Source organism: Endozoicomonas sp. (assembly GCF_965196975.1).
Lineage (GTDB): Bacteria > Pseudomonadota > Gammaproteobacteria > Pseudomonadales > Endozoicomonadaceae > Endozoicomonas.
Window position 1 is genome coordinate 1,598,954 of sequence record NZ_OZ239981.1, and the last position, 24,184, is coordinate 1,623,137.

Here is a 24,184-nt window from a genome sequence, read left to right on the forward strand (position 1 = left end):
AAGGCGAAGTCATGACTTCGCCTTTTTTGTATCAAAACGATGACAACTTTCAGGATACCATTTTGACTATTTTGATGGGTTGAGCCTTGGCATAAACGGCCAGGCCGCCCAATGATGTTTCACGGTATTTTGCCTGAAGATCGAGCCCTGTCCGGTACATGGTTTCAATGCAGCTGTCCAGAGATACTGCATGATCACCATCACCACGCATGGCAAGACGGGCTGCGGTAATCGCTTTGATGGCGGCCATTCCATTGCGCTCAATGCATGGAATCTGAACCAGTCCGGCAATTGGATCGCAGGTCATCCCCAGGTGGTGTTCCATACCGATTTCAGCGGCATTTTCCACCTGTTCCATCGTTGCTCCTTGAACGGCAGCTAACGCTGCGGCTGCCATTGAACATGCAGAGCCTACTTCCGCCTGACAGCCAGCTTCGGCACCGGAAATAGACGCATTCATCTTGATCAGCGAGCCAATGGCGGCGGCTGTGGCAATAAAATCACGAACTCCCTGCTGATTGTTTCGGGAGATAAAGCGGGTGTAGTACGCCAGGGTTGCCGGGATAACGCCGGCAGCACCGTTTGTCGGTGCCGTGACTACACGCCCCCCGCAGGCATTTTCTTCATTAACCGCCATGGCAAACAGGGTTACCCAGTCCATGATGGCAAAGTGATCCATCAGCATGGCTTCAGGGTTGCTGGTCAGCTTTTTATGCATATCAGCTGAACGGCGCTTCAGGCCGCTGACCGGAAGGGTTCCTTCCATTCGCAGGCCTCGTTCGATGCAGGCGTGCATGACTTCCCAAATGGAATCAATCTTGTCGTTTACCAGGACCACATCACCATTATGTCGGGCAACTTCATTCTCAATATTCAACTGAGCAATGGTCAGATTGTGTTCATGGCATAGATCAAGAAGCTCTGCGGCTGTTCTGAAAGGGTAAGGAATCTGACATGAATCTTCAGAGCTGTTGGCTGCCTCTGGCTGATTGAACTCATCGGCACTGACGACAAAGCCACCGCCAATGGAGAGATAAGACTTGTAATAAACCACAACACCATTTTTGTCGGAAGCGAAGATTCGCATGCCATTAGGGTGCTCAGGCAGCGTTTCTCCGTTATGGAAAATCAGGTGTGTATCGTAATCAAACTCAATGGAGTGCTTACCGGCCAGCTCGAGTGCTTTATTTGTTTTGATGTTTTCAAAAATCTGATCGGCTTCATCTGGGTCAATAGTGTCCGGACGATAACCCGCAAGGCCAAGAAGGGTGGCTTTATCGGTTCCATGGCCTACACCAGTCAGCGCCAGTGAACCGTACAGGCCAACACGAATGGATGAGATGCTGGACAGGATGCCTTTTTCTTCAAGCTCATTTAAAAAACGATGGCCTGCCCACATTGGACCAACAGTGTGTGAGCTGGATGGGCCAATGCCTGTTTTGAAAATATCAAAAATGCTGAGCATAGTCTTTGCTGGCTCTATAAAAAGATTTAAAGAAAACGGCGACATTATTAATATCTTTCAGCCTGTTGCCTTGTTAATGCCCATGGCTGTTTAGATATTTTTACATAAAAATTTCTTATCTTATTGTGCCGTCATTTGTTCTGGACTGATATTACGGGAGAGCTATCCGCTCTCCCGGTTTTCCGAATGATGATTGTGATTGTTCCGGGGCAGCCAGAGCCCCGGTAGGGAGTCAGATCAGCTGGGAAGTAATGAAACCGGTAATTGCAATCAAGCCCATCACAACGGTGAAGATGTTGGCTTTTGAGCGGTATTTGGCCATTGCAGGCACTTTATGGGTCGCGTATACCGGCAGGATGAACAGAATCATCGCCAGGATTGGGGCAACCAATGATTCGATCATGCCCATTACACTGACATTGGCATAAGCAACAGCCCACACTGACAGGGTGATAAAGACGATAATGCCTTTATCGATGGCTTTCATATTTACCTGTTTGCCCTGTGCTTTTGCACGATTAACGATCATGCCCTGCAGTCCTTCGCGGGTTCCCATGTAGTGACCAAAAAAGGATGAAGAGATCGCAACAATTGCAACTACCTGAGCGAGCCAGGCAAAGATCTGATTATCAGTACGCTCTGCAAAAATGGACAGAATTGGCAGATTTGCAGCTTTGGCATGAAGAAGCTCTGCTGGAGACAGGGTAAGAACGCAGCTGTAAACAAAGAACATGGTAAAGCCGACCAGCATCATGGTGGTGCGCTTAAGTGTCTTGCTGGTCTGATGTTCCGCGTTGTTGCCCAGCTCCTTACGATAGGTTGATGCAAAAGAAGAGACGGCTGGTGAGTGGTTGAATGCAAATACCAGCACTGGAATGGTTAGAAAAACAGTTTTCAAAAAGTCGCCAGCGGAAACAGAGGCTTCAAACTGGGCAGTATTCCACTGGGGGATCAGGTACAGAGAGGTACCAAAAAGTACAGCAATCAGAGGGTATACAATCGCGTTGGTGACTTTCAGTACGGTCTTTTGACCGGCGACCATAACGCTCACCATGGCAGCTACAAGAACAAAGCTCAGGATTGCGCGGTTTGGTTCTTCCATCCCCAGCTGATTAATCATCAGTGAGCTGACGGTGTTGGTAATACCAATGCCATAGATCAGAAGGATAGGGTAGATGGAAGCAAAGTAGCCCAGAGTGATCAGGCTGCCCGCCTTTTGACCAAAATGCTCTGTAACGGTTTCGGTAATATCGGCCTGTGGATTTTTGGAGGACAGGCACAGGCGATTGAGACCGCGGTGAGCCAGAAATGTCATCGGACCGATAAGGATGGTCATCAGGATCAGAGGCCAGATACCGCCAAGACCTGCGTTAATTGGTAAAAATAGAACGCCTGCACCAATTGCAGTGCCAAACAGTGTCAGCATCCATTCCGTATCACGTTTCTCCCAACCGCCCGTCGAGGCATCATTTACAGCAATGGATTGAGTAAAGGTTTGTGACATGTGGTGTTATCCGGTCAGTAATTAATCAGTTGGCGCGGACTGTACAGAAATTGTGCATTTCGTGTTTTGATGCAGATCACAATGATTATTTTTTGATTTGTGGTATTTTAGACGGTTTTTTATCTTTCAAAGAGTTTGTTTCGGTAAATTCTTATAATTTGTTTTAGCTATTTCGAAAATTTGCTGAGATTTTGTATGTATTGGCACTATTCATGCGGTGCTGGTCTGGTGTAATCATTCTAAAAAGTACTAAAAGAAATAGTAAAAAAGAGTAAATATTATAACCATTGAGTTCTTCTTTCAGAGAACGATGGTTGGGGAGTTAGAGTTAGAGTGTGTTTTATGGGGGGTAATGAGGTCGGATTGCCAGCTTTGTATTTTCGTTCGATAAATACGCCTGCCCGCACACAAAAAAACCGGCTTTAACGCCGGTTTTTTTTGTGTTGTTAGTAACCGTTATCCTTGATAACGATCAAATACCAGACATGCGTTAGTACCACCAAAGCCAAAGCTGTTGGACATAATCCGGTTCAGGGTTTGTTCACGGGCTTCACCAGTCAGAATTGGCATGTTTTTAGCCGCTTCATCCAGATTCTGAACATTAGCAGAAGCTGTGATGAAGTTGTGCTTCATCATCAGCAGGCAGTATATCGCTTCCTGAACACCGGCGGCTCCCAGAGAGTGGCCGGAAAGTGATTTGGTGGAGCTGATGACTGGCATCTTATCACCAAATACTTCAAGAAGCGCTTTCAACTCAGCCACATCACCGACCGGTGTACTGGTTCCGTGAGTATTGATGTAATCGATAGGGGCTTTAATGGTTTCCATGGCCATGCGCATGCAGCGTGCAGCACCTTCACCAGAAGGGGCGACCATGTCATAGCCATCGGAAGTGGCACCGTAGCCGGTGATTTCAGCATAAATTTTGGCACCGCGGGCTTTAGCGTGCTCAAGCTCTTCGACAACGATCATGCCACCACCACCGGCAATAACGAAGCCATCACGATCGGCATCGTAGGCGCGGGAAGCCTGCTGAGGTGTTTCATTGTACTTGGTGCTCAGGGCACCCATGGCATCAAACAGACCGGTTTGCGTCCAGTGCTCCTCTTCACCGCCACCGGCAAAGACGATGTCCTGCTTGCCCAGCTGGATCTGTTCAATGGCATTGCCGATACAGTGTGCGCTGGTTGCGCAGGCAGAGGTAATTGAATAGTTAACGCCCTTGATTTTAAAAGGGGTAGCAAGGCAGGCTGAAACGGTGCTACCCATGGTGCGGGTGACACGGTATGGGCCGACGCGCTTGACACCTTTTTCTCTCATAATGTCAGCAGAGTCGACAATATTCTCTGATGAAGCTCCGCCAGACGCAGCAATCAGTCCAGTTCGAGGGTTGGAAACCTGATCTTCAGTCAGGCCAGCATCTTCAATGGCCTGTTTCATGGCAATGTAGGCATATGCAGCGGCGTTGCCCATAAAGCGCAGGGTTTTACGGTCAATAAACTGTTCGAAATCGATGTCTACTGTGCCGGATACCTGGCTTCGAAAACCATGCTCCTTATAGCTTTCATTGAAGCGAATACCAGAGCGCCCAAGTTTAAGGCTCTCGGCTACCTCATCCTGGGTGATACCCAGGCAGGATGTGATTCCAATCCCTGTAACTACAACACGTTTCATTGATGTCAACCTGAATAGCCTGTTTAAGTCAGAAAAACCAGAGTCAGATTTCAGATGTCCCTCGTTAATTCAGTAAGAGGGATTAGTGAAATCAGAAAGAGTCAGTGTTCTGGAAGAGACCTACTCGTAGCCCTTCCGCTGTATAAATTTCCCGACCATCAACGCTGACCGTTCCGTCAGCAATACCAAGAACCAGTTTACGTGCGATGATACGTTTAATATCAATACGGTATGTTACTTTTTTGTTAGTAGGCAGAATCTGGCCTGTAAACTTTACATCGCCACTGCCAAGAGCGCGCCCCCGTCCTGGGTTGCCCATCCAGCCCAGGTAGAAGCCAACCAGCTGCCACATGGCATCAAGTCCGAGACATCCTGGCATGACAGGATCTCCCGGGAAGTGACAGGAGAAAAACCAGAGGTCTGGATTAATATCCAGTTCTGCAATGATCTCGCCTTTTCCGTAGGCACCACCTTCTTCAGAAATGCGAATGATGCGATCAAGCATCAGCATATTTGGTGCTGGTAGCTGAGCATTACCTGCACCAAAGAGTTCGCCCTGAGAACAGCGCAACAAATCTTCTTTACTGAAGGAGTTTTGTTTAAATGGTTGCTTCATTAGTTTATTGGTTCCTGGAAGGTCCAGCACCTGCATGGCATCAGGCCAGTGATGACACCCGGGAGCCGATACTCTGATCGGGACTTCCCTGCCGATACGGCGTTCACATCAGGGGTCTATGACCCCGCTTAATCCTAACAGTCTTGCAAAATGCATTACTATCGTTCCGGAGATGAACTATACCATTGCTTTTTGTCTGTCATAGTGCTGTTGGCCTGTTTGTAACAAAAAGACAACACTGAACTGCTGAAACAGCAGTCAATGATAAGTTTCGTAGCTTTTTATTACCAGAAAGACGATAAGCGTCAGGCCTATTGCAAAACTGGCTTAAGATGTTAATGAGCCTGCAGAGGCAAATATAGTCATATGGAGGGTAAAGGTAATACAGTCAGTAATGGTTTGCTAGCTTTGTACTATAGTACAATTTTAAAAAAGCTCACTATTGATGGATAAAATTCAGTGCCTGACAGGTATCTTCTGTGCAACCCTATCCGCTAGTGTGATTAAATAATGCTTTATTATTAAGCGGCTTGTTAGACATCTTAAAGCAGCTTTGAGTGTGTAAATTGGGATCAACTTTATGACAGACAGGCCACATGGTACCTTAGAAAGTGGTGCCAATGAATATAGAATCGCTGTTCTTGGCGGTGGCAGTTTTGGAACGGCTCTGGCTGATATTTCCGCAACCAATGGTCACAGAGTAAAACTCTGGATGAGAGATGAAGAGCAGGTCAGGAGCATTAATGATGATCATGTCAATGCCAGGTATCTGCCCGAGTTCAAAATTCACTCTTCCGTTAGTGCAAGTAATGATTTGGCGGCCGTAGTCTCACAAGCAGATATTGTTTTTATCGCTATCCCCAGTAAATCTTTCAGAGAAGTGGTTAAAAAAACGAATGGGCTGCTTTCTGGCAAGATCGTCATTAGTACTACGAAAGGAATTGAGCCGGCTACTTTTGATCTAATGAGTCAGATTCTGGTGGAGGAAGTTGAAAGTGCCCGCATTGGTGTGCTCAGTGGGCCCAATCTGGCTCGTGAGATCGTTGCTAAAGCACTGACTGCAACAGTGATTGCCAGTGAAGATGAAGGCTTGTGTCAGATTATACAGTCTGTACTGCACTGTGATTATTTCAGAGTCTATTCCAACAACGATGTTTATGGTGTGGAGTTGGCAGGCGCATTGAAGAACATATATGCCATTGTTTCTGGTATTGGTGCAGCACTGGGTATGGGTGAAAATACCAAAAGCATGTTAATTACTCGAAGTTTGGCGGAAATGAGTCGTTTCGCTGTAACGCTTGGCGCTAACCCGATGACATTTCTGGGGCTGGCAGGGGTAGGTGATCTTATTGCAACCTGTACTTCTGATTTGAGTCGAAATTTCCGTGTTGGTTTTGCCTTGGGTGAAGGTTGCTCTCTCGATGAGGCTGAATCTAGGCTTGGTCAGGTTGCAGAAGGCGTGAATACCCTTAAACAGGTGAAGCAAAAAGCCGATGAACTGGGGGTGTATATGCCTCTTGTCGATGGTTTGTACAGCATTATTTTTGAGGGCAATGCCATTGGCGCTCTTGTTAAGGGAATGATGCTCCGTGAGCAGAAAACGGATGTTGAGTTTATGTCCAGATAATTGCTGGACTCAACTAAGACAGCTTGGAGAGAAGCGCAATGGATGAGAAGGTAGTTAATAATCTTAAATCTGAGTCTCGCTGGTTGAGGCTTGTCTTTATGGTGGTCTTTGGTGTTGTGGCCTATCTGTCAGCATTTCTGGTGATGTTGATTGCCATTGTGCAGGCTGTTCATGGGTTCATTATGAGTGAGCCAAATGATCGTCTGCTGAAATTCAGTGCTGGTGTGAATCAGTACATCTTCCAGATTGCCGGATTCCTGACCTACAACTCAGACATCAAGCCATACCCTTTCTCAGACTGGCCTGCTTCTGGTCAAGGTAGGGCATCTTCAGGCTCTGATGAAAAAGACCTGAGCGGTAGAAATAGCGATTAAAGTATATGAAACTCATCATTATGCGTCATGGTCAGGCTTCATGGTCCGCTGCTTCTGATAGGGAAAGGAGTCTCACTGAGCAGGGAGTTAGAGAGGTGACTGATACCCTTTCTTCATTAATGTGCCACAAGGTAGATCGTGTTATTGCCAGTCCTTACCTTCGAGCTCAGCAAACAGGCTCCATTGCTGCAGAGGAGTTTCGACTTGAGTTAGAGACATTGGATGAGCTGGAGCCTGACGGTAATCCTGTTAAAGTGCTCGAATCCCTTCCTGACTCCGGTGTGGTGCTATTGGCCAGTCATATGCCAATGGTCGGCTATTTGACTGGTCTACTGTGCGACGGAACCCCTAAGGCAGGCCCAACTTTCCAAACAGGAATGGCTCTGGTTCTGGATATGGACATTCTTGCGCCTGGAATGGGTAGAGTTATTGAGCGCATAACTCCGTCATTTTAGGTGATGAAGTTTCGCTCTTGATTGCGCATTTCTGCCGTAAACCTGACCTCTCTGCCTGCGGAAAATCCCCCTGTTTTCCGCATTTTTCAGGCTATCTTTCTGTTCTTGTAAGCCTGTGATCGTTGATAACTCCAAATTCAATTGTCAGGTGTTGATTTCTTAATGAACTTTTCATTTGCCATCTAATCTAATCATGCTCATGTCCCATGTTGCTGGTGCTTTAGGCAGGGAAAGGGTATAGGGATAGTTAGGGAGTAAGTAAGGTGGCGACAAGTTCTATAAGCCTCAGAGGCATTCTTATCTGCTCGATTGCAGCTCTATTCTGCTCTTATCAATTTCTGCTTCAGGGGGCGCCATCCGTAATGGTTCCTCAGCTGATGTCTGCATTCGACCTTGATGTTGCAGATATTGGCTGGTTAACGAGCAGCTTCCTCTGTTTTTATCTGCTTTTTCAAGTGCCGGGAGGCTATCTGGCGGATCACTGCAATGCCCGGTTATTACTGGTGACTTGCAGTGTTTTGATGGCTGTTTGCTGTTACTGGTTCAGTATATCTGGAAGCATGCTATCAGCCAGCGCTTCCCGGGCGTTCATGGGGGTGGTGACTTCACCGGTAATTGTTGTGTGTATGACCCTGGCCAGCCGCTGGTTTCCAGAACGCTATTTTCCAACACTGGCGGGTGCAATAGAAGCTTTTGCCTTAGCCGGTGGAGGGCTTGGTCCACTGATACTGCCAAATCTCATGGCAGCTTATGGATGGCAGGGTGCAATGCAGGCTGCTGCAATTTTTGGCGTTGTACTTGCCGGCATGATTGCCATCTTTGTTAAAAGTACTCCACCCGTATCTGTGAGTGATGTCAGGTTGCATGACGTGGGGTGTGATAGTGGGCCTGAGATCAGCGCGAGTGATAAGCCCCCATTGGATCGCACCTCCTTAACCCTCTGCTGCCTGTATGGCTTTGGCCTTTTTGCTGTTATCACCAGTTTTGGTGGCCTATGGGGAATCCCTTTCTTTTATGAGCGCTTCCCTGGGGAACAGGAAGCCGTTGCTGATATGGTTGCGTTAATTTTTATCGGTGCTGCTATTGGCGCTCCACTTCTGGGCTGGATCGCTTGTTTGCTGGGGTCTACTCGAAAAGTAATGGTGGCATGTGCTGTTACTTCGCCAGTATTGTTCAGCATCTTGATATTTTACCCTTGCTCGATGGTACTCATGGGGATCGTCTGCTTTATGGCAGGGATCAGTAGTGGTGGGTATATGCTGGCATTCTCTGTAGTGAAAAGTATCAGTCCTCCAGAGCGGGTTGGAATTCTGTTGGCTGTCACCAATGGCTCCATGCTGTTAGCAGGTCCGATCATGCAGTTGCTGATAGGGTTTATCCTGGAAGGCATTGGGCATGATGGGTTAAGTGCTTTGTCCGTTCAGGACTACCAGTTGGCTTTTCTGCCTTTATTACTTTGCCAGTTAATGGCTTTGATCGTAGCGATTTGCCTGAAAAAACAGTGATACTTCTACCCATTGCTGGTGGTTGGCGCTATTCTAGCCCGTTTTTATTCAACACTTTCCGTTGAGAAACTTTTGCTGGTGGTGATAGCTGGCAAAGGGCTTCACCGCTTGGATGGATAATGCCGTTACTTAGATTCGAAAAGGTCAGCCTGGCTTATGGCGACCAACCCCTGCTGGATCATGTCGAGTTTCAGATTCGAAAAGGTGAGAGGGTCTGTTTATTAGGCCGCAATGGCGCAGGCAAGTCTACCATGATGAAGCTGGTGTCGGGCAGTATTCTGCCAGACGATGGCACCCTTTGGCGTAAACCGGGCCTGAAAGTAGGGGTTCTGAACCAGGATCTTCCAGATCAGGATGAGAAAAAAGTTTATGATGTGGTTGCCTCAGGCCTTGAGGCTGTTGGCGAACTGATCAGTCGCTACCATGCCTTATCCATGAATATCAGCACTGATGCTGATATGAAAGCATTGGAGAAAGTCCAGCAACAGCTTGAGTCCGTAGATGGCTGGAGTCTCAGTCAGAAGGTGGATACGGTTATTCAGAAATTGGGGCTTCCTGCTGAAAAACAGATGAAAGAGCTTTCCGGTGGCTGGCGTCGGCGGGTTGAACTGGCCAGAGCGCTGGTGGGAGAACCTGATCTATTGTTGCTGGATGAGCCGACTAACCACCTTGATATCATTGCTATAGACTGGCTTGAGAAGCAGCTGAAGGATTTCTCCGGAGCCCTGCTTTTTATTACCCACGACCGTTCATTTCTCCAGTCGCTGGCGACCCGTATTATTGAACTTGACCGAGGTCAGCTGACCAGCTGGGAATGTGACTATAAAACCTTTCTGGAGCGTAAGGCTCATGCGCTTGAGGTTGAGGCTGAGCAAAATGCCTTGTTTGATAAAAAGCTGGCACAGGAAGAGGCGTGGATCCGTCAGGGGATTAAAGCACGCCGTACCCGTAATGAAGGACGGGTTCGTGACCTGAAAAAACTCAGGGATGAGCGTCGTCAGCGTCGCGAAGTTCAGGGCAATGCCAGTTTTGGACTGGAGCAGGGAGAGTCATCAGGAAAGCTGGTTCTTGAGGCTAAGAATATATCCCAGTCCTTTGATCAGCATACCGTTATCAAAGACTTCAATCTGCGGCTTATGCGTGGTGACAAGATTGGCTTGATTGGTGCCAATGGGGCTGGGAAGTCAACGCTGCTAAGCATTCTTCTGGGTAATCTCCAGCCAGAATCGGGTTCTGTCAAAATGGGGACCAAGCTTGAGGTGGCTTACTTTGACCAGCTGCGTAATCAGCTGGATCTTGAGAAAACGGTCATTGATAACGTAGCTGAAGGCCGTGAGAGTATCTCCATTAATGGCTCAAGTCGTCATGTCATTGGTTACCTGGGAGACTTCCTGTTTCCCCCTGGCCGCTGTCGTGTTCCGGTCAAGGCGCTTTCGGGTGGCGAGAGAAACCGTCTTCTTCTGGCTCGCTTGTTCAGCAAGCCGGCTAACCTGTTGGTGATGGATGAGCCTACCAATGATCTGGATGTTGAGACACTGGAACTTCTGGAATCATTGCTGGTGGAGTTTACTGGCACCATTCTGTTGGTGAGCCACGACCGGACATTTCTGGATAATGTGGTATCGAGTACTCTGGTGTTTGAGTCAGGTGGTCATATCAGTGAGTATGTTGGTGGATTTGATGACTGGTTGCACCAGGGAGGTTCAATTTCCAATTTGGTGGCTGAAACTCAGGTTGTCAAAAAAGAGGAAAAGGTCACAACGAGGCCAAGTCAGACTGAAGCTGCCAGCAAACCGGTTAAAAAGAAACTCAGTTACAAACTGCAGCGTGAGTTGGATGCATTGCCAGGTGAGATCGAGGCGCTTGAAGAAGAGCTGGGTGAGTTGGAAGCTCAAACCGCTGAGTCGAGCTTTTATCAGGGAGATCAGTCTGAAGTCCAATCTGTTCTGAGCAGATTGGCTGAGCTGAATGAGTTGATAGAACAGAAAATGGAACGCTGGGAAGAGCTGGACAATATGTAGGGATCAAGAAGAGCCATAGGGTTTTCGGGTGGCTCTTCTTTAGTAAAGAGATCAACTGTTGTTTTTGCCGACTCTTACAGCCAGTACATCACAGTTGGCACCATGCAGGATGCTGGTTGAAGTGGAACCGAGGATCAGTGCCAGTCCATGACGGCCATGGCTGCCAACGACAATCAGATCAACGTCTGACTCCTCAGCAATTCGATGAACTTCCCGCTCGGGTCGTCCATAGACGACATGCTGTTCACCTTTCTTCAGCTGGATTGAATCAGCCAGGCGGGCGATGCGCTCTCTTGCCTGTTCGGTGATTTCATCCTGAAGGGTGGTGAGGTCGAGAGGGATATCACTGCCATAAGCGACACTGAGTGGTTCAACAACGTGAACCATGGTCAGTCTGGCTTGATTTTTTTCGGCAATGGATTTTGCTTTCTCGAGCACCTCATCGGCTTCGTCGGACAAATCGATCGCAACCAGAACGTGCTTGTAGAGGCTCATAAGCTGTCTTCCTTCTTCAATAGATGCAAAAAGTGATCCGCCCTATAACATCTGGATGGCCAGACCGCTGTCGCGATTCCTCATGAAATCAATAAAATACATTGAGGGGTTCATGGTGTGCATGAACGCTTCTCAAGTCATGGCATGTCTATTGTAAGGCCTATTTTGCTTTTATTCATGGTTTTCTTCGCTGTCTGTCCGGTAATTCACCATAAACAATGATCCAGATTCGTAAGTTGTTATTTTGTCAATGATCATTCTTGTGTAAGTATGGGGAAAGGTGGCATCTTCATGCTTTTTCAGACTTGACTTTAAACACCATTTCACAGAAGGTAAGCACTAAATTCAAACAAGTGTATGAATTTGCTGGGAAGCACTTGGTACCTGCCAGGGTAAAGTCAGGAAGTAAAGCAATAATAATCAGATAGCTACCATTGTTAATGGAAAAAAAGATCAGCCTGTTTAAGCTGGCAGATCGTTTCGTCATTGTTAGCCTATCTATCTTCAATCCGAAAGGAGAAGTTCATGATCTACCAGGGGAAGGCGTTCAGGGTTTTGCCTGTGGAAGATGGTATCGCCGAATTGCAGTTCAATCTCGACGGCGAAAGTGTCAATAAGTTCAGTCGTTCTGCTATTGAGGATCTTGCCGCTGCGCTGGATGCCATCCGTTCTGATAAAGGTATCAAGGGCCTTATTCTCACCAGTGGTAAAGAGGTATTCATCGTTGGCGCTGATATTAATGAGTTTACCCAGACTTTTAAGCAGGATGATGAAACGTTGTTGGCCGAATTGATAACGGTGAATAAGGTATTTTCTGGCTTTGAAGATCTTGACATGCCAACCGTGGCGGCCGTGAATGGCATTGCTCTGGGTGGTGGCTTTGAGATCTGTCTGTGTGCGGATTACCGGGTTCTTTCCACCGAAGCGAAGGTTGGCTTGCCGGAAGTGAAACTGGGTATCTATCCGGGCTGGGGCGGCACCGTCAGGCTGCCGAGGGTGATTGGTGCGGATAACGCCGTTGAGTGGATTGCCAGTGGTAAAGAGTATCGCCCTGATGCTGCCTTGAAAGTAGGTGCTGTTGATGCGGTGGTTGCTCCTGAGAAATTGAAAGAGTCTGCTGTAGCCCTGGTGCGTCGCTGCATGAATGGTGAACTGGATTATCAGGCCAGAAAGCATGAGAAAAAAGGCAAGCTAAAACTGCCACCGGTTGAAGCGATGATGGTTTTTGAAACCACGTCTGCCGTCGTAAAACAGCAGGCCGGTCCCCATATGCTGGCACCAATAGCATCGGTCAAGGCGATTCAGAAGCACGCTTTCATGGAGCGTGATAAGGCTCTTGAAGCGGAAGCCAAAGGATTTATCAAACTGGCCAAGTCTTCAGTGTGTGATGCCCTGGTTGGCCTGTTTCTGAACGATCAGCAACTTAAGAAAAAGGCCAAAGAGTCTGCCAGTATTGCTGCTGAAACCAACAAAGCGGCAGTGCTGGGTGCGGGTATTATGGGGGGGGGTATTGCCTATCAGTCAGCCTTGAAAGGCACGCCTATTCTGATGAAGGACATCAATCAGGATGGACTGGATCTGGGCCTTGCAGAAGCCACCAAACTGCTCTCCAAACGGGTTTCCCGGGGGCGGATGGATGCTGGCAAGATGGGAAGTGTGCTGAATAATATTGTGCCTACTTTGTCCTACGGTGACTTTGAAGGCGTTGATGTTGTTGTTGAAGCCGTTGTTGAAAACCCAAAGGTCAAGAAAGCCGTACTTGCAGACGTGGAAAGCCAGGTTTCAGAGAAGGCTGTTCTGACTTCCAATACTTCCACCATTTCGATTACTGAACTGGCCAGCGACCTGAAGCGTCCGGAACAGTTCTGTGGTATGCACTTCTTTAACCCTGTTCATGCCATGCCATTGGTTGAGGTTATTCGTGGCGAGAAGACCAGCGAAGCAACCGTAGCAACGGTCGTTGAGTATGCCCGTAAGATGGGTAAAACACCGGTGGTGGTTAATGACTGTCCTGGGTTTATGGTCAATCGTGTACTGTTCCCATACTTTGGTGGTTTCTCAGCCCTGCTTCGTGATGGTGCTGACTTCCAGCAGGTGGATAAAATCATGGAACGTTTCGGCTGGCCTATGGGGCCTGCCTATCTTCTGGATGTGGTGGGTATTGATACCGGTATCCATGCCGAGGGCGTCATGTCTGAAGGTTATCCGGATCGCATGAAACGTGATTTCAAAACCGCTCTTGATGTGATGTTTGAAAACAAGCGCTTTGGTCAGAAAAACGGGGCCGGTTTCTATCAGTACGAACAGGATAAAAAAGGCAAGCCGAAGAAGGTGGTTGATGAGGCTGTCTATGGCTTGCTGGATGAGGTTTGTGCGGAGCAAAAATCCTTTGATGATGAGGAAATCATTGCCCGCATGATGGTGCCACTGTGCATGGAAACCGTTCGTACGCTTGAAGATGGTATTGTTGATTCTGTCGCTGAAGCGGATATGGCACTGATTATGGGTATTGGCTTCCCTCTCTTCCGCGGTGGTGCCCTGAAGTATATTGACAGTCTGGGTGTGGCGGCGTTTGTCGAGCTTGCAGATAAGTATGCTCATATCAGCCCACTGTATGCACCTACTGACAAGCTCCGGGAAATGGCTCGTGAAGGCAAGACCTTCTACGGTTGATGGCTCTCTGAGTAACTGCGTGAGTCTTAAGTTATTGAACCATTTTCAGGGAATATAAAAGAGAGAATATCATGAGCCTGAATCCAAGAGATGCGGTAATTGTTGATTATGGACGTACCCCAATGGGGCGCTCCAAGGGTGGAATGTACCGTAATGTGCGTGCTGACACCCTGTCCGCCGAGTTGATCACCGGTGTACTGAATCGAAATCCTGAAGTGAACCCGGCTGAGGTGGAAGATGTCATCTGGGGTTGTGTAAATCAGACCCTAGAACAGGGTTGGAACATTGCCCGAATGGCGTCGCTGATGACACCGATTCCTCATACCTCCAGTGCCCAGACGGTCAGCCGTCTGTGTGGATCCTCCATGAGTGCCTTGCAGACAGCCGTTCAGGCCATACAGACCAATAATGGTGATGTCTTTGTCATCGGTGGTGTAGAGCACATGGGACATGTGGGCATGATGCACGGTGTTGATCCGAACCCAAGGCTGTCCAAGTACGGAGCCAAGGCGGCCGGTATGATGGGGCTGACCGCAGAAATGCTGGGTACCATGCACGGTATCAGTCGTCAGGCTCAGGATGAGTTTGGAGCCCGTTCCCATCAGCGCGCCTGGGCGGCAACCGAAGCGGGTCATTTTAAAGATGAAATTATTCCCATGCAGGGGCATGACGCTGATGGCAATCTTTGTCTGTTCACGCAGGATGAAACCATCCGTCCTGAAACGACGGTAGAGGCTCTCTCGCAGCTTAAACCTGCATTTAACCCAAAGGGCACTGTGACTGCAGGAACGTCCTCACAGATTACCGATGGCGCTTCCTGCATGATCGTTATGTCTGCCCAGCGTGCTAAAGACTTGGGTTTGCAGCCAATGGCGGTGGTCAGGGCAATGGCTGTTGCCGGCGTTGACCCTTCCATCATGGGTTATGGTCCGGTTCCAAGCAGTAAGAAGGCACTTAAGCGCGTAGGGCTGACTATTGATGATATTGATCATGTAGAGCTCAATGAGGCTTTTGCAGCTCAGGCACTGCCTGTCCTGAAAGACCTTAAGTTGCTGGATAAGATGGACGAAAAGGTTAATCTGAATGGTGGGGCAATTGCTCTTGGTCACCCCTTTGGATGCTCAGGAGCGCGAATTTCAGGAACACTTCTGAATGTTATGAAACAAAATGGTGGAACAGTGGGGCTGGCCACGATGTGTGTGGGCCTTGGTCAAGGCATAACCACTATTTTTGAAAGGGTTTGATCATCGTTTTAACGTGTCTGTTATAATCACTCTCTACAGCCAGTAGCCCGGTTCTTCCCGGGCTTTTTTGTCAGAGCGTTTTATTAGTTCGCTGATGGTTTGAGCAATCGAAAATGTTGGTTTCAGGTTTGTATTATCCCGTTGGTTTTCAATTGGGAGGTGTGATTCTGAATCATTATGGTTGAGTTATCAGGTAAAACCGTGTTAAGCGTTTAAGGGTTTCAGCCGTTACTGATTACCATGAAAATATCATGGTTCGCATCGATAGAGTATTGCGAAAATCAGGCAGTGTATTTTGTTACGGGTGTTTGAGTATTGATTTGCCTGAATGAAAATGTGACCAGAATATTCGAGTCGAATAGTGGCTTTAAAGTGCAAGAAATAAGGCTTTGCGCTGGATCATACAGGAAAATAACCCACTCCTTTACAGGAAAGAGGTTGATGGTTTTCCTTGACCGATTATTGACTTCGCCTTATATATTGAAGCAATTTCTATCCCGGCTTTTCTTGTTCTGGCGATAAAGCTCTATTTCAGCAGGTCTGATTATTCAGTATGATGGGCGATTTATCTGCTCACAGATCTGACCAGCCAGAACATTGGAACAGATGACAGGACGTGTAAGGCAGCATGGGTAAATCGCTAGTTATTGTGGAGTCGCCAGCCAAGGCGAAAACCATCAACAAATATTTGGGCAAAGACTTTGTTGTCAAATCCAGTGTGGGTCATATCCGGGATTTGCCAACAGCAGGTGGGCCGAAGAAAGCCGTGGATACAAAGGCCAGGGCCAAGGCCGCTGCTGAGTCCAAAAAGCTCTCACCTGAAGAGCGTGAGCGCCGTAAGAAAATCAAAGCCCGTGAGCAGTTGATCGAGCGTATGGGGATCAACCCTGATAATGGCTGGGAAGCGCATTACCAGATTCTTCCGGGAAAGGAAAAAGTCGTTGACGAACTGATCCGTCTGGCTGAAAGCGCTGACACCATCTATCTCGCAACGGATTTGGATCGTGAGGGAGAGGCTATTGCCTGGCATTTGCAGCAGGCCATCGGCGGAAGCCCAGATCGATACCGTCGGGTTGTCTTCAATGAAATTACCAAAAAAGCTATCCAGTCTGCGTTTGAATCTCCTGGGCAGTTGAATCAGGATCGAGTCGATGCTCAGCAGGCACGCCGATTCCTGGACCGTGTCGTTGGTTATATGGTATCCCCGCTTCTCTGGGCAAAGATTGCCCGCGGGCTCTCTGCAGGGCGTGTCCAATCCGTTGCTGTTAAGCTGGTGGTCGAACGTGAACGGGAAATTCGAAGCTTTATTCCAGAAGAGTACTGGGAAGTCTATGCAGATCTCCTGGCAAAAGGGAGTGATGCTGTTCGCTTTCAGGTAGTTAAGGAAAATGGTGTCAATTTCAGGCCGACGAGCAAGGCCGAAACCGATAAAGCTCTGACCCAACTACAGCAGGGCCAATACTCCCTGACCAGTCGTGAAGATAAGCCAACTCAGAGCAAGCCTTCTGCGCCCTTTATCACATCCACACTGCAGCAGGCGGCAAGCACACGCCTTGGGTTCAGTGTAAAGAAAACCATGATGTTGGCTCAGCGTCTGTATGAAGCAGGTTATATCACCTACATGAGAACCGACTCCACCAATCTGAGTCAGGATGCTTTAGAAAGTGCTCGTTCATTTATTACCAAACAGTATGGTGATCAATACTGCCCGGAGCAGCCGAATATCTACAGCAGTAAGGCTGGTGCTCAGGAAGCTCACGAGGCAATTAGACCGTCCAGTGTCACGTTAAAACCCGATGGCCTTTCTGGAATGGAGCGGGATGCAGAGCGCCTGTACGATTTGATCTGGCGTCAGTTCGTTGCCTGTCAGATGACACCTGCCGAGTATCTCAGTACTTCTCTGGTTGTCGATGTTAAAGGCTATCAACTCAAGGCCAGGGGACGGACATTGAAGTTTGATGGTTATACCCGAGTGCAAAAGCCTCTGGCCAGAAAAGGTGAAGATGTGATTCTGCCAGATCTTCAGAAAGGCGTAGTTCTGAAGCTTGAAAAACTGGACCCCAAGCAGCTATTTACCCGTCCACCCGCTCGTTTCAGTGAAGCTGCTCTGGTAAAGGAGCTGGAGAAACAGGGGATTGGCCGACCATCAACCTATGCATCGATTATCTCTACGATCCAGGATCGTGGATACGTTTCAGTGAAGAATCGCCGTTTTTATGCCGAAAAAATGGGCGATATTGTGACTGATCGTCTGAATGAGTCCTTTAATGAACTCATGGATTTTCACTTCACAGCAAGAATGGAAGAGAAACTGGATGATATTGCTGAAGGTGAAAAAAACTGGAAGCAGGTTCTTGATGATTTTTATACGGACTTTACTCTTCAGTTGACACAGGCTGAACAGAGTGAAGGGGGGATGCGTTCAAATGAACCCTCCCTGACGGACATTGAGTGTCCGACCTGCAGCCGCCCAATGATGATCCGCACGGCATCTACCGGGGTGTTTCTTGGGTGTTCTGGTTATTCGTTGCCACCGAAGGAACGCTGCAAAACGACGATTAACCTGGTTCCTGGCGAAGAGGTGGAAGACGCAGATGATGAATATGCGGAGGTTAACGCCCTGAGAGCCATGCGTCGTTGCCCCAAGTGTTCTACCGCTATGGAAAGCTACCTGATTGATGAGCATAGGAAGTTGCATGTCTGCGGTAATAACCCTGATTGTTCTGGGTTTGAAGTGGAGAAGGGGAGTTACAAGCTAAAAGGATATGATGGTCCCGTACTTGAATGTGATAAGTGCGGTAGTGAAATGCAGTTGAAAACGGGGCGTTTTGGTAAGTATTTTGGCTGTACTAACAGTGAATGTAAGAATACCAGAAAGTTACTCAAAAGTGGTGAGCCAGCTCCACCCAAAATGGAGCCAGTACCCATGCCTGAGTTAAAGTGTGTCAAAGTTGATGATCATTATGTGCTCAGGGATGGGGCTTCCGGGTTATTCCTTGCGGCCAGTCAATTTCCCAAGAACAGAGAAACCCGTGCTCCTCTGGTTGCTGAATTATTGCCGCATCAGGCAATGATTGACCCTAAGTATGGTTATCTGATGGATGCTCCCCGGCAGGATCCTGACGGGAACCCAGCAATTATTCGATACAGTCGTAAGACTAAGCAGCAGTATGTTATGTCAGAGCTGGATGGTAAGGCAACTGGTTGGAGTGCTACCTATGATGAGGGTAGCTGGAATGAAAAGCAGACTAAAAAGCGCCAGTCCAGTTAGGTCTATCTCACACTCTTGGTTCATGAAACAGGGCTATTAAGCCCTGTTGTATTATGGCTGTTATTAATTTTTGGCCCGGCAGCGCTAAGTTGTGCCTGGATGATTGATGGAGTTGGTTATGACAAACAATTGGCAGGGATATACCAATAAAATGCTCTTTCACTCCCGATTGTTGCTGGATGCCTGGGAGGAAGCAGATGATCTTGCCAAGCCCGCATTCCGTGAGGCCTGCCTGAATGCCATGGTTCAGGCTTATCGGTCGTTAATTGCTGAAATTATGACGAATTACCGTTTGCCGGTAAACCAGCTTCCCTCATTGGATGAGGCTATGAATAGTGTCCACTATAAGGGTGAGGTTTCTTCTGAGCTACAGTATATTGAGCGTCTTGAGCAGCAAGACTCATGGTTGTCAGCGTTGTTAAAGAACCATCTGGAATGCTCGATGCCTATTCAGCGGAAGAGTCTTGATTGCAATGAAATTCCTCTATTCAGTATCAATAGTGTTCGGCTTGATCAGATGGAGGGTTTTCTTTCCGTGCTTGATTCTCTAAAAGAGCTGGTAACCTATAGTCGAAACTTCAGCCTCGAGTGGTAAGCAGTCTGCAGATGAGTTCTTTACTGTATATTACTGTCCAGATTTAGATCTCTCCTGTTGTCTTGAAAGCGGCCAAAGCCTCATGCACAATGCTTTATCGCTAACCATTAAATTCTGGTGTCACTAATTATGTCAGCGTCATTTCTTGAAATTGTTGAATTACCTTCCGGCGAAATTGTATTGCGTCGTAGCGATGAAGAAAACGCTGAGCCATTGGTGACTATGTCATTTTCTCAGGAATTGCTTGACTTTCTCCAGGGTGAACAGGTTGAGGTTGCAAGAGCTATGCTGGATGCCTGCATAGCTGAAGTAGGGAGAAAAACTGAATCTGAGGCTGAAGAATATATTCCGGAAAATCGTGTTCTGCATTGATTTGTTGGAATCAATCCTATCCCCTGTTTCTGATGGCTAGGCCTTGGCACCTACCTGAACGTGCAGCAGACTCTAATTCAGACAGTGCTCTGCTATCCATTTGGTTAATCCAGCTTACTACTGTATGACTGGTTCCTGCGGCAAGGGCTTTTCGGGTGAGCTTAAGCGGATCAGATTGTGCTGAGGGATTGAGGACCTGTAGGCGATGTCTACTGATACCAGAAGCCTTTAGCCAGTTTATAGTGTTTTTAGCTTGTTCGCTTGACAGTATCAAAGTGAGCCAGCGCTGATCCTGGTCATTGGCGAGTTCACTGAGAACTGACTTCAAAAAACGTCCAGACTGCCAAGGTGGTCCTGAGATGATGAGTTCATCAATAAAGCTGGCAGGTTCATTGTCATGAATAGCGTCGTTGCTGCTCTGATTTAATGATGCGGTGAGTGCTTGCATGTCAGGTCCTCTACAACAGGAATCGTCAGGGACAGGCTTTTTCAGTTCCTGATGACCCCTACGCTCAGCCCTTCGATAGCAAAAGTATCAAGACTGAGATCGACTTCGATTGTTTTGAATTCTTCATTTTCCGGGTGGAGGTAAACTCTGTTTTTAATTTGTTCAAAACGCTTAACGGTGACCTCATCATCAATTCTGGCAACCACAATCTGTCCATTGGAAGCTGTTGATGTTTTGTGGACTGCGAGTAGGTCGCCGTCAAGAATGCCGATGTCCTTCATGCTCATCCCTTTTACACGTAGCATGAAGTCAGCTTTTGGAGAAAAGAATTCAGGGTTTATGGATAAGTGATCTTCGATGTGCTCCTGGGCAAGAATGGGGCTTCCTGCAGCAACCTGTCCTACAATAGGAAGGCCAGCGTATTCTGTGCCAGGTATTCGTATGCCTCTTGATGCTCCAGGGGTGATTTCTATCGCACCTTTACGAGCAAGTGCTCTAAGGTGCTCTTCGGCGGCATTGGGAGACCTGAAACCGAATGTCTGCGCAATTTCCGCTCGGGTTGGAGGGAAGCCGGTTTCTTCGATATGAGACCTGATCAGTTCTAGGATCTCAGTCTGGCGCTTAGTCAATTTATACATATCTGAATCTGTGTTTTTATACAGTACATGTAATTATATACAGTATTTTGTTGGCTGCAACTACCAGAACTTATTAATCAGACTTGATGTTTTAGTTTGCTAACGTTAGTTTTAAACAAATGTTTACAATGGAGGTTACACAGGCATGTCACAGTCAGCGACAGTAGACAGGATTCTGGACGCTGCAGAGAAGTTATTTGCTGAGCATGGGTTTGCAGAGACCTCCCTGCGTTCAATTACTAGCAAGGCAGGTGTTAACCTTGCTGCTGTTAATTATCACTTTGGTTCTAAAAAAGCTCTGATTCAGGCTGTTTTTTCCCGTTTTTTAGATCCTTTTGTCAGCAAGCTTTCCAAAGCGCTTGTTAAATATCAGGATAATAACGATGCCATTGACCTGGAAGAGATACTTCATTTGCTGGTAGATCAGATTATGGTTGTTGAGCCTAGAAGCCCAGAGGATCTTTCTGTCTGTATGAGGCTGATTGGGTTGGCCTACACCCAGGGGCAGGGGCATTTGAAGAAATATTTACGGGAGGTATACGGGGATGTGTTCCAAGCCTACCTCCAATTGCTGGTAAAAGCATGCCCTAACTTGCCAATGGGGGATTTGTTCTGGAGAGTTTATTTTATTCTCGGATCTGCAGTTTTTACCCTGTCAGGAGCAAATGCTCTGCGGGCAATTGCTGAAAGTGATTACGGGGTTAACTATGAGCTGGAAGAAATCATGAGGAAAATGGTTCCTTTCATGGCTGCAGGTCTTAGAGCTCATACCTGAAAGGCCGTTTCTACAAGAAAGAGTTTTAAACCGATGCTTCTTACCGTTCATATTTCCAGTCAGGAGATGGTGCTTCACGAGAAGAGTGGCAAGAGTCACACATACTCTGTTTCAACGGCCAGCAAAGGCACTGGCCAACAGGAGGGAAGTTGGCAAACACCTCTTGGACTGCATGTAATCCGAGCTAAAATTGGTGCTGGTCTGCCGGTTAATTCAGTATTTATTGGGCGCCGCTTTACGGGTGAGATTTATTCACCGCAACTTCGAAAGCAGTATCCTGGAAGAAAGGACTGGATATTAACCAGGATTTTATGGCTCAGTGGCCTTGAGCCCGGATATAACCGGCTTGGAAATGTTGATACCATGCGTCGCTACATATATATCCACGGTTCACCAGATACTGCAGTGATGGGAGAGCCTGGCTCTCGGGGGTGTATCAGAATGCATGGGGCAGATATTATTGATCTGTTTGACCGTATAGATGTTGGTACCAGGATCAATATACAGCTTAGCTGATGCATATTTTTTGTTTTCAGAGGATATATTTGTGCAATCTGGCTTGAACCGTGGTGTGCTTTTGGTAGACCTAAAGGGGCTTCAGCTTACTGCCGAAGAAAGCCAGCTGCTTTCCTTGCCCAGTGTTGCGGGTATTGTCCTTTTTTCCAGAAACTATCAGTGTCGGGAACAGTTAATTGCACTGGTCAGCGCGATTCGAGACGTTCGGCAAGATCTTTTAATTTGTGTTGATCAGGAAGGTGGGCGCGTTCAACGCTTCAAGGAAGGGTTTACCCGTCTACCTCCTGCACAGGCATACGGCTCATTTGCACCGGATCAGCAGTATCATATGGCTTATGAGTCAGGCTGGCTGATGGCGTGTGAGTTACTGGCCTGTGGGGTAGATCTTTGCCTTGGGCCTGTATTGGATATTGATCATGGCAAAACGTCTATTGTTGGGGATCGCGCTTTTGGGCGTTCGGCTGAGCAGGTGATTCATCTGGCCTCATTATGGGTTGATGGAGTTCATGAAGCGGGGATGTCAGTGGTTATTAAACACTTTCCAGGCCATGGAAATGTAGAGGCTGATTCTCATGTGACTCTTCCCTTGGATAGTCGCACTCTTGATGAAATCTCGCAGTCTGACATGGAACCATTTCAGGTCATGATTCAAAAGGGAGTTGAGGCATTAATGCCAGCCCATATCCTGTTTCCCGCTATTGACGAGCGTCCGGTTGGTTATTCACCAGAATGGCTGAAAGGCGTGTTAAGAAACCAGCTCGCATTTGAAGGGGTTATTATCAGTGATTGCTTGTCGATGGAAGGAGCAGCGAAAACTGGCAGTTACCCTGCTAGAGCCAGAGCCGCTTTGGATGCTGGCTGTGATCTTCTGATTATCTGTAATCGTCAGGGTGTTCGGGATGTTCTTGATGAAGTAGACGACTCTTGTTTGCAAGCTGCTGGCCCAGATAAACTAATGCCGGAGTCATACACTGATTGGGACTCTCTTGAAAACTCTGAGCGCTACCAGCAAGTACGTACAATGTTGAACAAGGCTTTTGGAACAGACTGATTTTTCCATGCCTTAATCAATACCCAGTAGATATCATTACCAAGTAATTTCAGTAACTTTCTCTCAAAATTGACGTACTGGTTTATAGTTATTTATCCCGTGCGCCTTCAGTCCTTTCTTCCAGTCCTTATTTTCACATTTTGGTTAAGCGTTGTGGTGTAACCATGGACTTTTCATACCTTACAACCGTTAACATTCCTGACTGGCTTATGCAGGCTGTGATTGCTGTTTTTCTGACAGCGTTTATCCGGTATCTTGCTGGCAAGATATTCGGCAAGCTCATGACTAAAGCGGAAGCTACTCAGAATTTCTGGGATGATGCTCTGCTTGCGGCAGGTCAGAAACCGGTTTATCTGTTTATCTGGGTTGCCGGGCTGAGCTGGTCAGCAGAAGAAATTTGGGAAGGGACCGGAAACAGTATCTTTGAAAGGCTTCTGAGTTTTCGGGACCTGTTGGTTATTGTTCTTTTCTGCTGGGTTTTTATTTCATTCATAAAGGCGCTGGAACATCGTTATCTGCAGGTTGACCGAAAGAAGAAGCTGGATCAGACGTCGGTTATTGCCTTGGGGCGCCTAATGAGAGTTGCCGTCATCATTACCGGGGTTCTGGTTGCCATGCAGGCCTTAGGTTATAGCCTGTCAGGCATTCTTGCTTTTGGTGGCGTTGGTGGGCTTGCTGTGGGTTTTGCAGCTAAAGACATGCTGGCTAACTTCTTTGGCGGGTGGATGATCTAAGTTGATAAGCCATTTCGGGTAGGAGACTGGATAAGCTCACCAGATAAAAAAATTGAAGGTACTGTAGAGTATATAGGCTGGCGGCAGACCCGAATTCTTACCTTCTCCAGACGCCCCCTTTACGTACCGAA

The 24,184-nt window shown here is 47.5% G+C and carries 22 protein-coding genes and 1 pseudogene; 15 read left to right on the forward strand and 8 right to left on the reverse strand.

All coding sequences use genetic code 11. The features are described 5' to 3' along the window. Nucleotides 1–49 precede the first annotated feature (49 nt). The 4 genes from ACOCLE_RS06910 to fabA form a co-directional block, all read right to left on the reverse strand. Nucleotides 50–1,465 carry an L-serine ammonia-lyase gene (locus tag ACOCLE_RS06910; protein ID WP_419536087.1) on the reverse strand — a complete coding sequence of 472 codons (1,416 nt, stop codon included), beginning with the start codon at nucleotides 1,463–1,465 and terminating at the stop codon, nucleotides 50–52. A 232-nt stretch (nucleotides 1,466–1,697) separates the two neighbouring features. Next, entirely contained in the window at nucleotides 1,698–2,969 is a 1,272-nt protein-coding gene (locus ACOCLE_RS06915; RefSeq protein WP_419536088.1) for an aromatic amino acid transport family protein, read from the reverse strand. Between the two features lie 456 nt (nucleotides 2,970–3,425). After that, nucleotides 3,426–4,643 carry a beta-ketoacyl-ACP synthase I gene (fabB, locus tag ACOCLE_RS06920; RefSeq protein ID WP_419536089.1) on the reverse strand — a complete coding sequence of 406 codons (1,218 nt, stop codon included), beginning with the start codon at nucleotides 4,641–4,643 and terminating at the stop codon, nucleotides 3,426–3,428. Between the two features lie 91 nt (nucleotides 4,644–4,734). Beyond that, nucleotides 4,735–5,259, reverse strand: a complete 525-nt coding sequence (gene fabA / locus ACOCLE_RS06925; RefSeq protein ID WP_419537166.1) for a 3-hydroxyacyl-[acyl-carrier-protein] dehydratase FabA — start codon at nucleotides 5,257–5,259, stop codon at nucleotides 4,735–4,737. A 580-nt stretch (nucleotides 5,260–5,839) separates the two neighbouring features. Between fabA and ACOCLE_RS06930 the strand changes: the two genes are divergently transcribed. The 5 genes from ACOCLE_RS06930 to ACOCLE_RS06950 all read left to right on the forward strand — a co-directional run bounded on the left by ACOCLE_RS06930 (nucleotide 5,840) and on the right by ACOCLE_RS06950 (nucleotide 11,241). Further along, nucleotides 5,840–6,886 carry an NAD(P)H-dependent glycerol-3-phosphate dehydrogenase gene (locus tag ACOCLE_RS06930; protein WP_419536090.1) on the forward strand — a complete coding sequence of 349 codons (1,047 nt, stop codon included), beginning with the start codon at nucleotides 5,840–5,842 and terminating at the stop codon, nucleotides 6,884–6,886. Nucleotides 6,887–6,924: 38 nt separating this feature from the next. Continuing rightward, nucleotides 6,925–7,260 carry a DUF4389 domain-containing protein gene (locus ACOCLE_RS06935; RefSeq protein WP_419536091.1) on the forward strand — a complete coding sequence of 112 codons (336 nt, stop codon included), beginning with the start codon at nucleotides 6,925–6,927 and terminating at the stop codon, nucleotides 7,258–7,260. A 5-nt stretch (nucleotides 7,261–7,265) separates the two neighbouring features. Further along, nucleotides 7,266–7,715 carry a phosphohistidine phosphatase SixA gene (sixA, locus tag ACOCLE_RS06940; protein ID WP_419536092.1) on the forward strand — a complete coding sequence of 150 codons (450 nt, stop codon included), beginning with the start codon at nucleotides 7,266–7,268 and terminating at the stop codon, nucleotides 7,713–7,715. Nucleotides 7,716–8,092: 377 nt separating this feature from the next. After that, nucleotides 8,093–9,220, forward strand: a complete 1,128-nt coding sequence (locus tag ACOCLE_RS06945) for an MFS transporter (protein WP_419536093.1) — start codon at nucleotides 8,093–8,095, stop codon at nucleotides 9,218–9,220. A 119-nt stretch (nucleotides 9,221–9,339) separates the two neighbouring features. Continuing rightward, a complete protein-coding gene (locus ACOCLE_RS06950) occupies nucleotides 9,340–11,241 on the forward strand; it encodes an ATP-binding cassette domain-containing protein (protein WP_419536094.1) in 1,902 nt (633 codons plus the stop codon). A 51-nt stretch (nucleotides 11,242–11,292) separates the two neighbouring features. On the opposite strand, the gene ACOCLE_RS06955 is transcribed toward ACOCLE_RS06950, so the two are convergent. Then, nucleotides 11,293–11,736, reverse strand: a complete 444-nt coding sequence (locus ACOCLE_RS06955; protein ID WP_066014915.1) for a universal stress protein — start codon at nucleotides 11,734–11,736, stop codon at nucleotides 11,293–11,295. 289 nt (nucleotides 11,737–12,025) lie between these two features. Further along, nucleotides 12,026–12,223 (reverse strand): hypothetical protein, encoded by a 198-nt coding sequence (locus tag ACOCLE_RS06960; RefSeq protein WP_419536095.1) that lies wholly within the window; start codon nucleotides 12,221–12,223, stop codon nucleotides 12,026–12,028. Nucleotides 12,224–12,261: 38 nt separating this feature from the next. On the opposite strand from ACOCLE_RS06960, the gene fadB reads away from it, so the two are divergent. From fadB to ACOCLE_RS06985, 5 genes are all read left to right on the forward strand, one after another. After that, a complete protein-coding gene (gene fadB, locus ACOCLE_RS06965) occupies nucleotides 12,262–14,409 on the forward strand; it encodes a fatty acid oxidation complex subunit alpha FadB (RefSeq protein WP_419536096.1) in 2,148 nt (715 codons plus the stop codon). Between the two features lie 71 nt (nucleotides 14,410–14,480). Then, on the forward strand, nucleotides 14,481–15,653 hold the full coding sequence (gene fadA, locus ACOCLE_RS06970) for an acetyl-CoA C-acyltransferase FadA (protein ID WP_419536097.1): 1,173 nt from the start codon (nucleotides 14,481–14,483) through the stop codon (nucleotides 15,651–15,653). A 628-nt stretch (nucleotides 15,654–16,281) separates the two neighbouring features. After that, entirely contained in the window at nucleotides 16,282–18,924 is a 2,643-nt protein-coding gene (gene topA / locus ACOCLE_RS06975) for a type I DNA topoisomerase (protein WP_419536098.1), read from the forward strand. Between the two features lie 118 nt (nucleotides 18,925–19,042). Then, a complete protein-coding gene (locus ACOCLE_RS06980) occupies nucleotides 19,043–19,519 on the forward strand; it encodes a DUF6586 family protein (protein WP_419536099.1) in 477 nt (158 codons plus the stop codon). Between the two features lie 129 nt (nucleotides 19,520–19,648). Continuing rightward, entirely contained in the window at nucleotides 19,649–19,891 is a 243-nt protein-coding gene (locus ACOCLE_RS06985) for a hypothetical protein (protein ID WP_419536100.1), read from the forward strand. 16 nt (nucleotides 19,892–19,907) lie between these two features. Here the strand turns inward: ACOCLE_RS06985 and ACOCLE_RS06990 are convergent, their stop codons facing one another. Both ACOCLE_RS06990 and lexA read right to left on the reverse strand, forming a co-directional pair. Beyond that, nucleotides 19,908–20,339 (reverse strand): hypothetical protein, encoded by a 432-nt coding sequence (locus tag ACOCLE_RS06990; RefSeq protein ID WP_419536101.1) that lies wholly within the window; start codon nucleotides 20,337–20,339, stop codon nucleotides 19,908–19,910. 41 nt (nucleotides 20,340–20,380) lie between these two features. Then, nucleotides 20,381–20,977 carry a transcriptional repressor LexA gene (lexA, locus tag ACOCLE_RS06995; RefSeq protein ID WP_419536102.1) on the reverse strand — a complete coding sequence of 199 codons (597 nt, stop codon included), beginning with the start codon at nucleotides 20,975–20,977 and terminating at the stop codon, nucleotides 20,381–20,383. 145 nt (nucleotides 20,978–21,122) lie between these two features. Here lexA and ACOCLE_RS07000 point away from each other — a divergent pair, with 145 nt between their 5' ends. The 5 genes and pseudogenes from ACOCLE_RS07000 to ACOCLE_RS07020 all read left to right on the forward strand — a co-directional run. Next, nucleotides 21,123–21,752, forward strand: coding sequence for a TetR/AcrR family transcriptional regulator (locus ACOCLE_RS07000; RefSeq protein ID WP_419536103.1), 630 nt, complete (start codon nucleotides 21,123–21,125; stop codon nucleotides 21,750–21,752). Between the two features lie 33 nt (nucleotides 21,753–21,785). Then, the gene (locus tag ACOCLE_RS07005; RefSeq protein ID WP_419536104.1) at nucleotides 21,786–22,268 is read left to right on the forward strand and encodes a L,D-transpeptidase family protein; all 483 of its coding nucleotides are present in this window, start codon (nucleotides 21,786–21,788) and stop codon (nucleotides 22,266–22,268) included. 31 nt (nucleotides 22,269–22,299) lie between these two features. Continuing rightward, nucleotides 22,300–23,319: a beta-N-acetylhexosaminidase gene (gene nagZ, locus ACOCLE_RS07010; RefSeq protein ID WP_419536105.1), complete on the forward strand. Its 1,020-nt coding sequence runs from the start codon at nucleotides 22,300–22,302 to the stop codon at nucleotides 23,317–23,319. Nucleotides 23,320–23,483: 164 nt separating this feature from the next. Beyond that, the gene (locus tag ACOCLE_RS07015; RefSeq protein ID WP_419536106.1) at nucleotides 23,484–24,053 is read left to right on the forward strand and encodes a mechanosensitive ion channel family protein; all 570 of its coding nucleotides are present in this window, start codon (nucleotides 23,484–23,486) and stop codon (nucleotides 24,051–24,053) included. 51 nt (nucleotides 24,054–24,104) lie between these two features. Next, nucleotides 24,105–24,164: pseudogene (locus ACOCLE_RS07020) on the forward strand (hypothetical protein); the annotation flags it as partial. Nucleotides 24,165–24,184 lie beyond the last annotated feature (20 nt).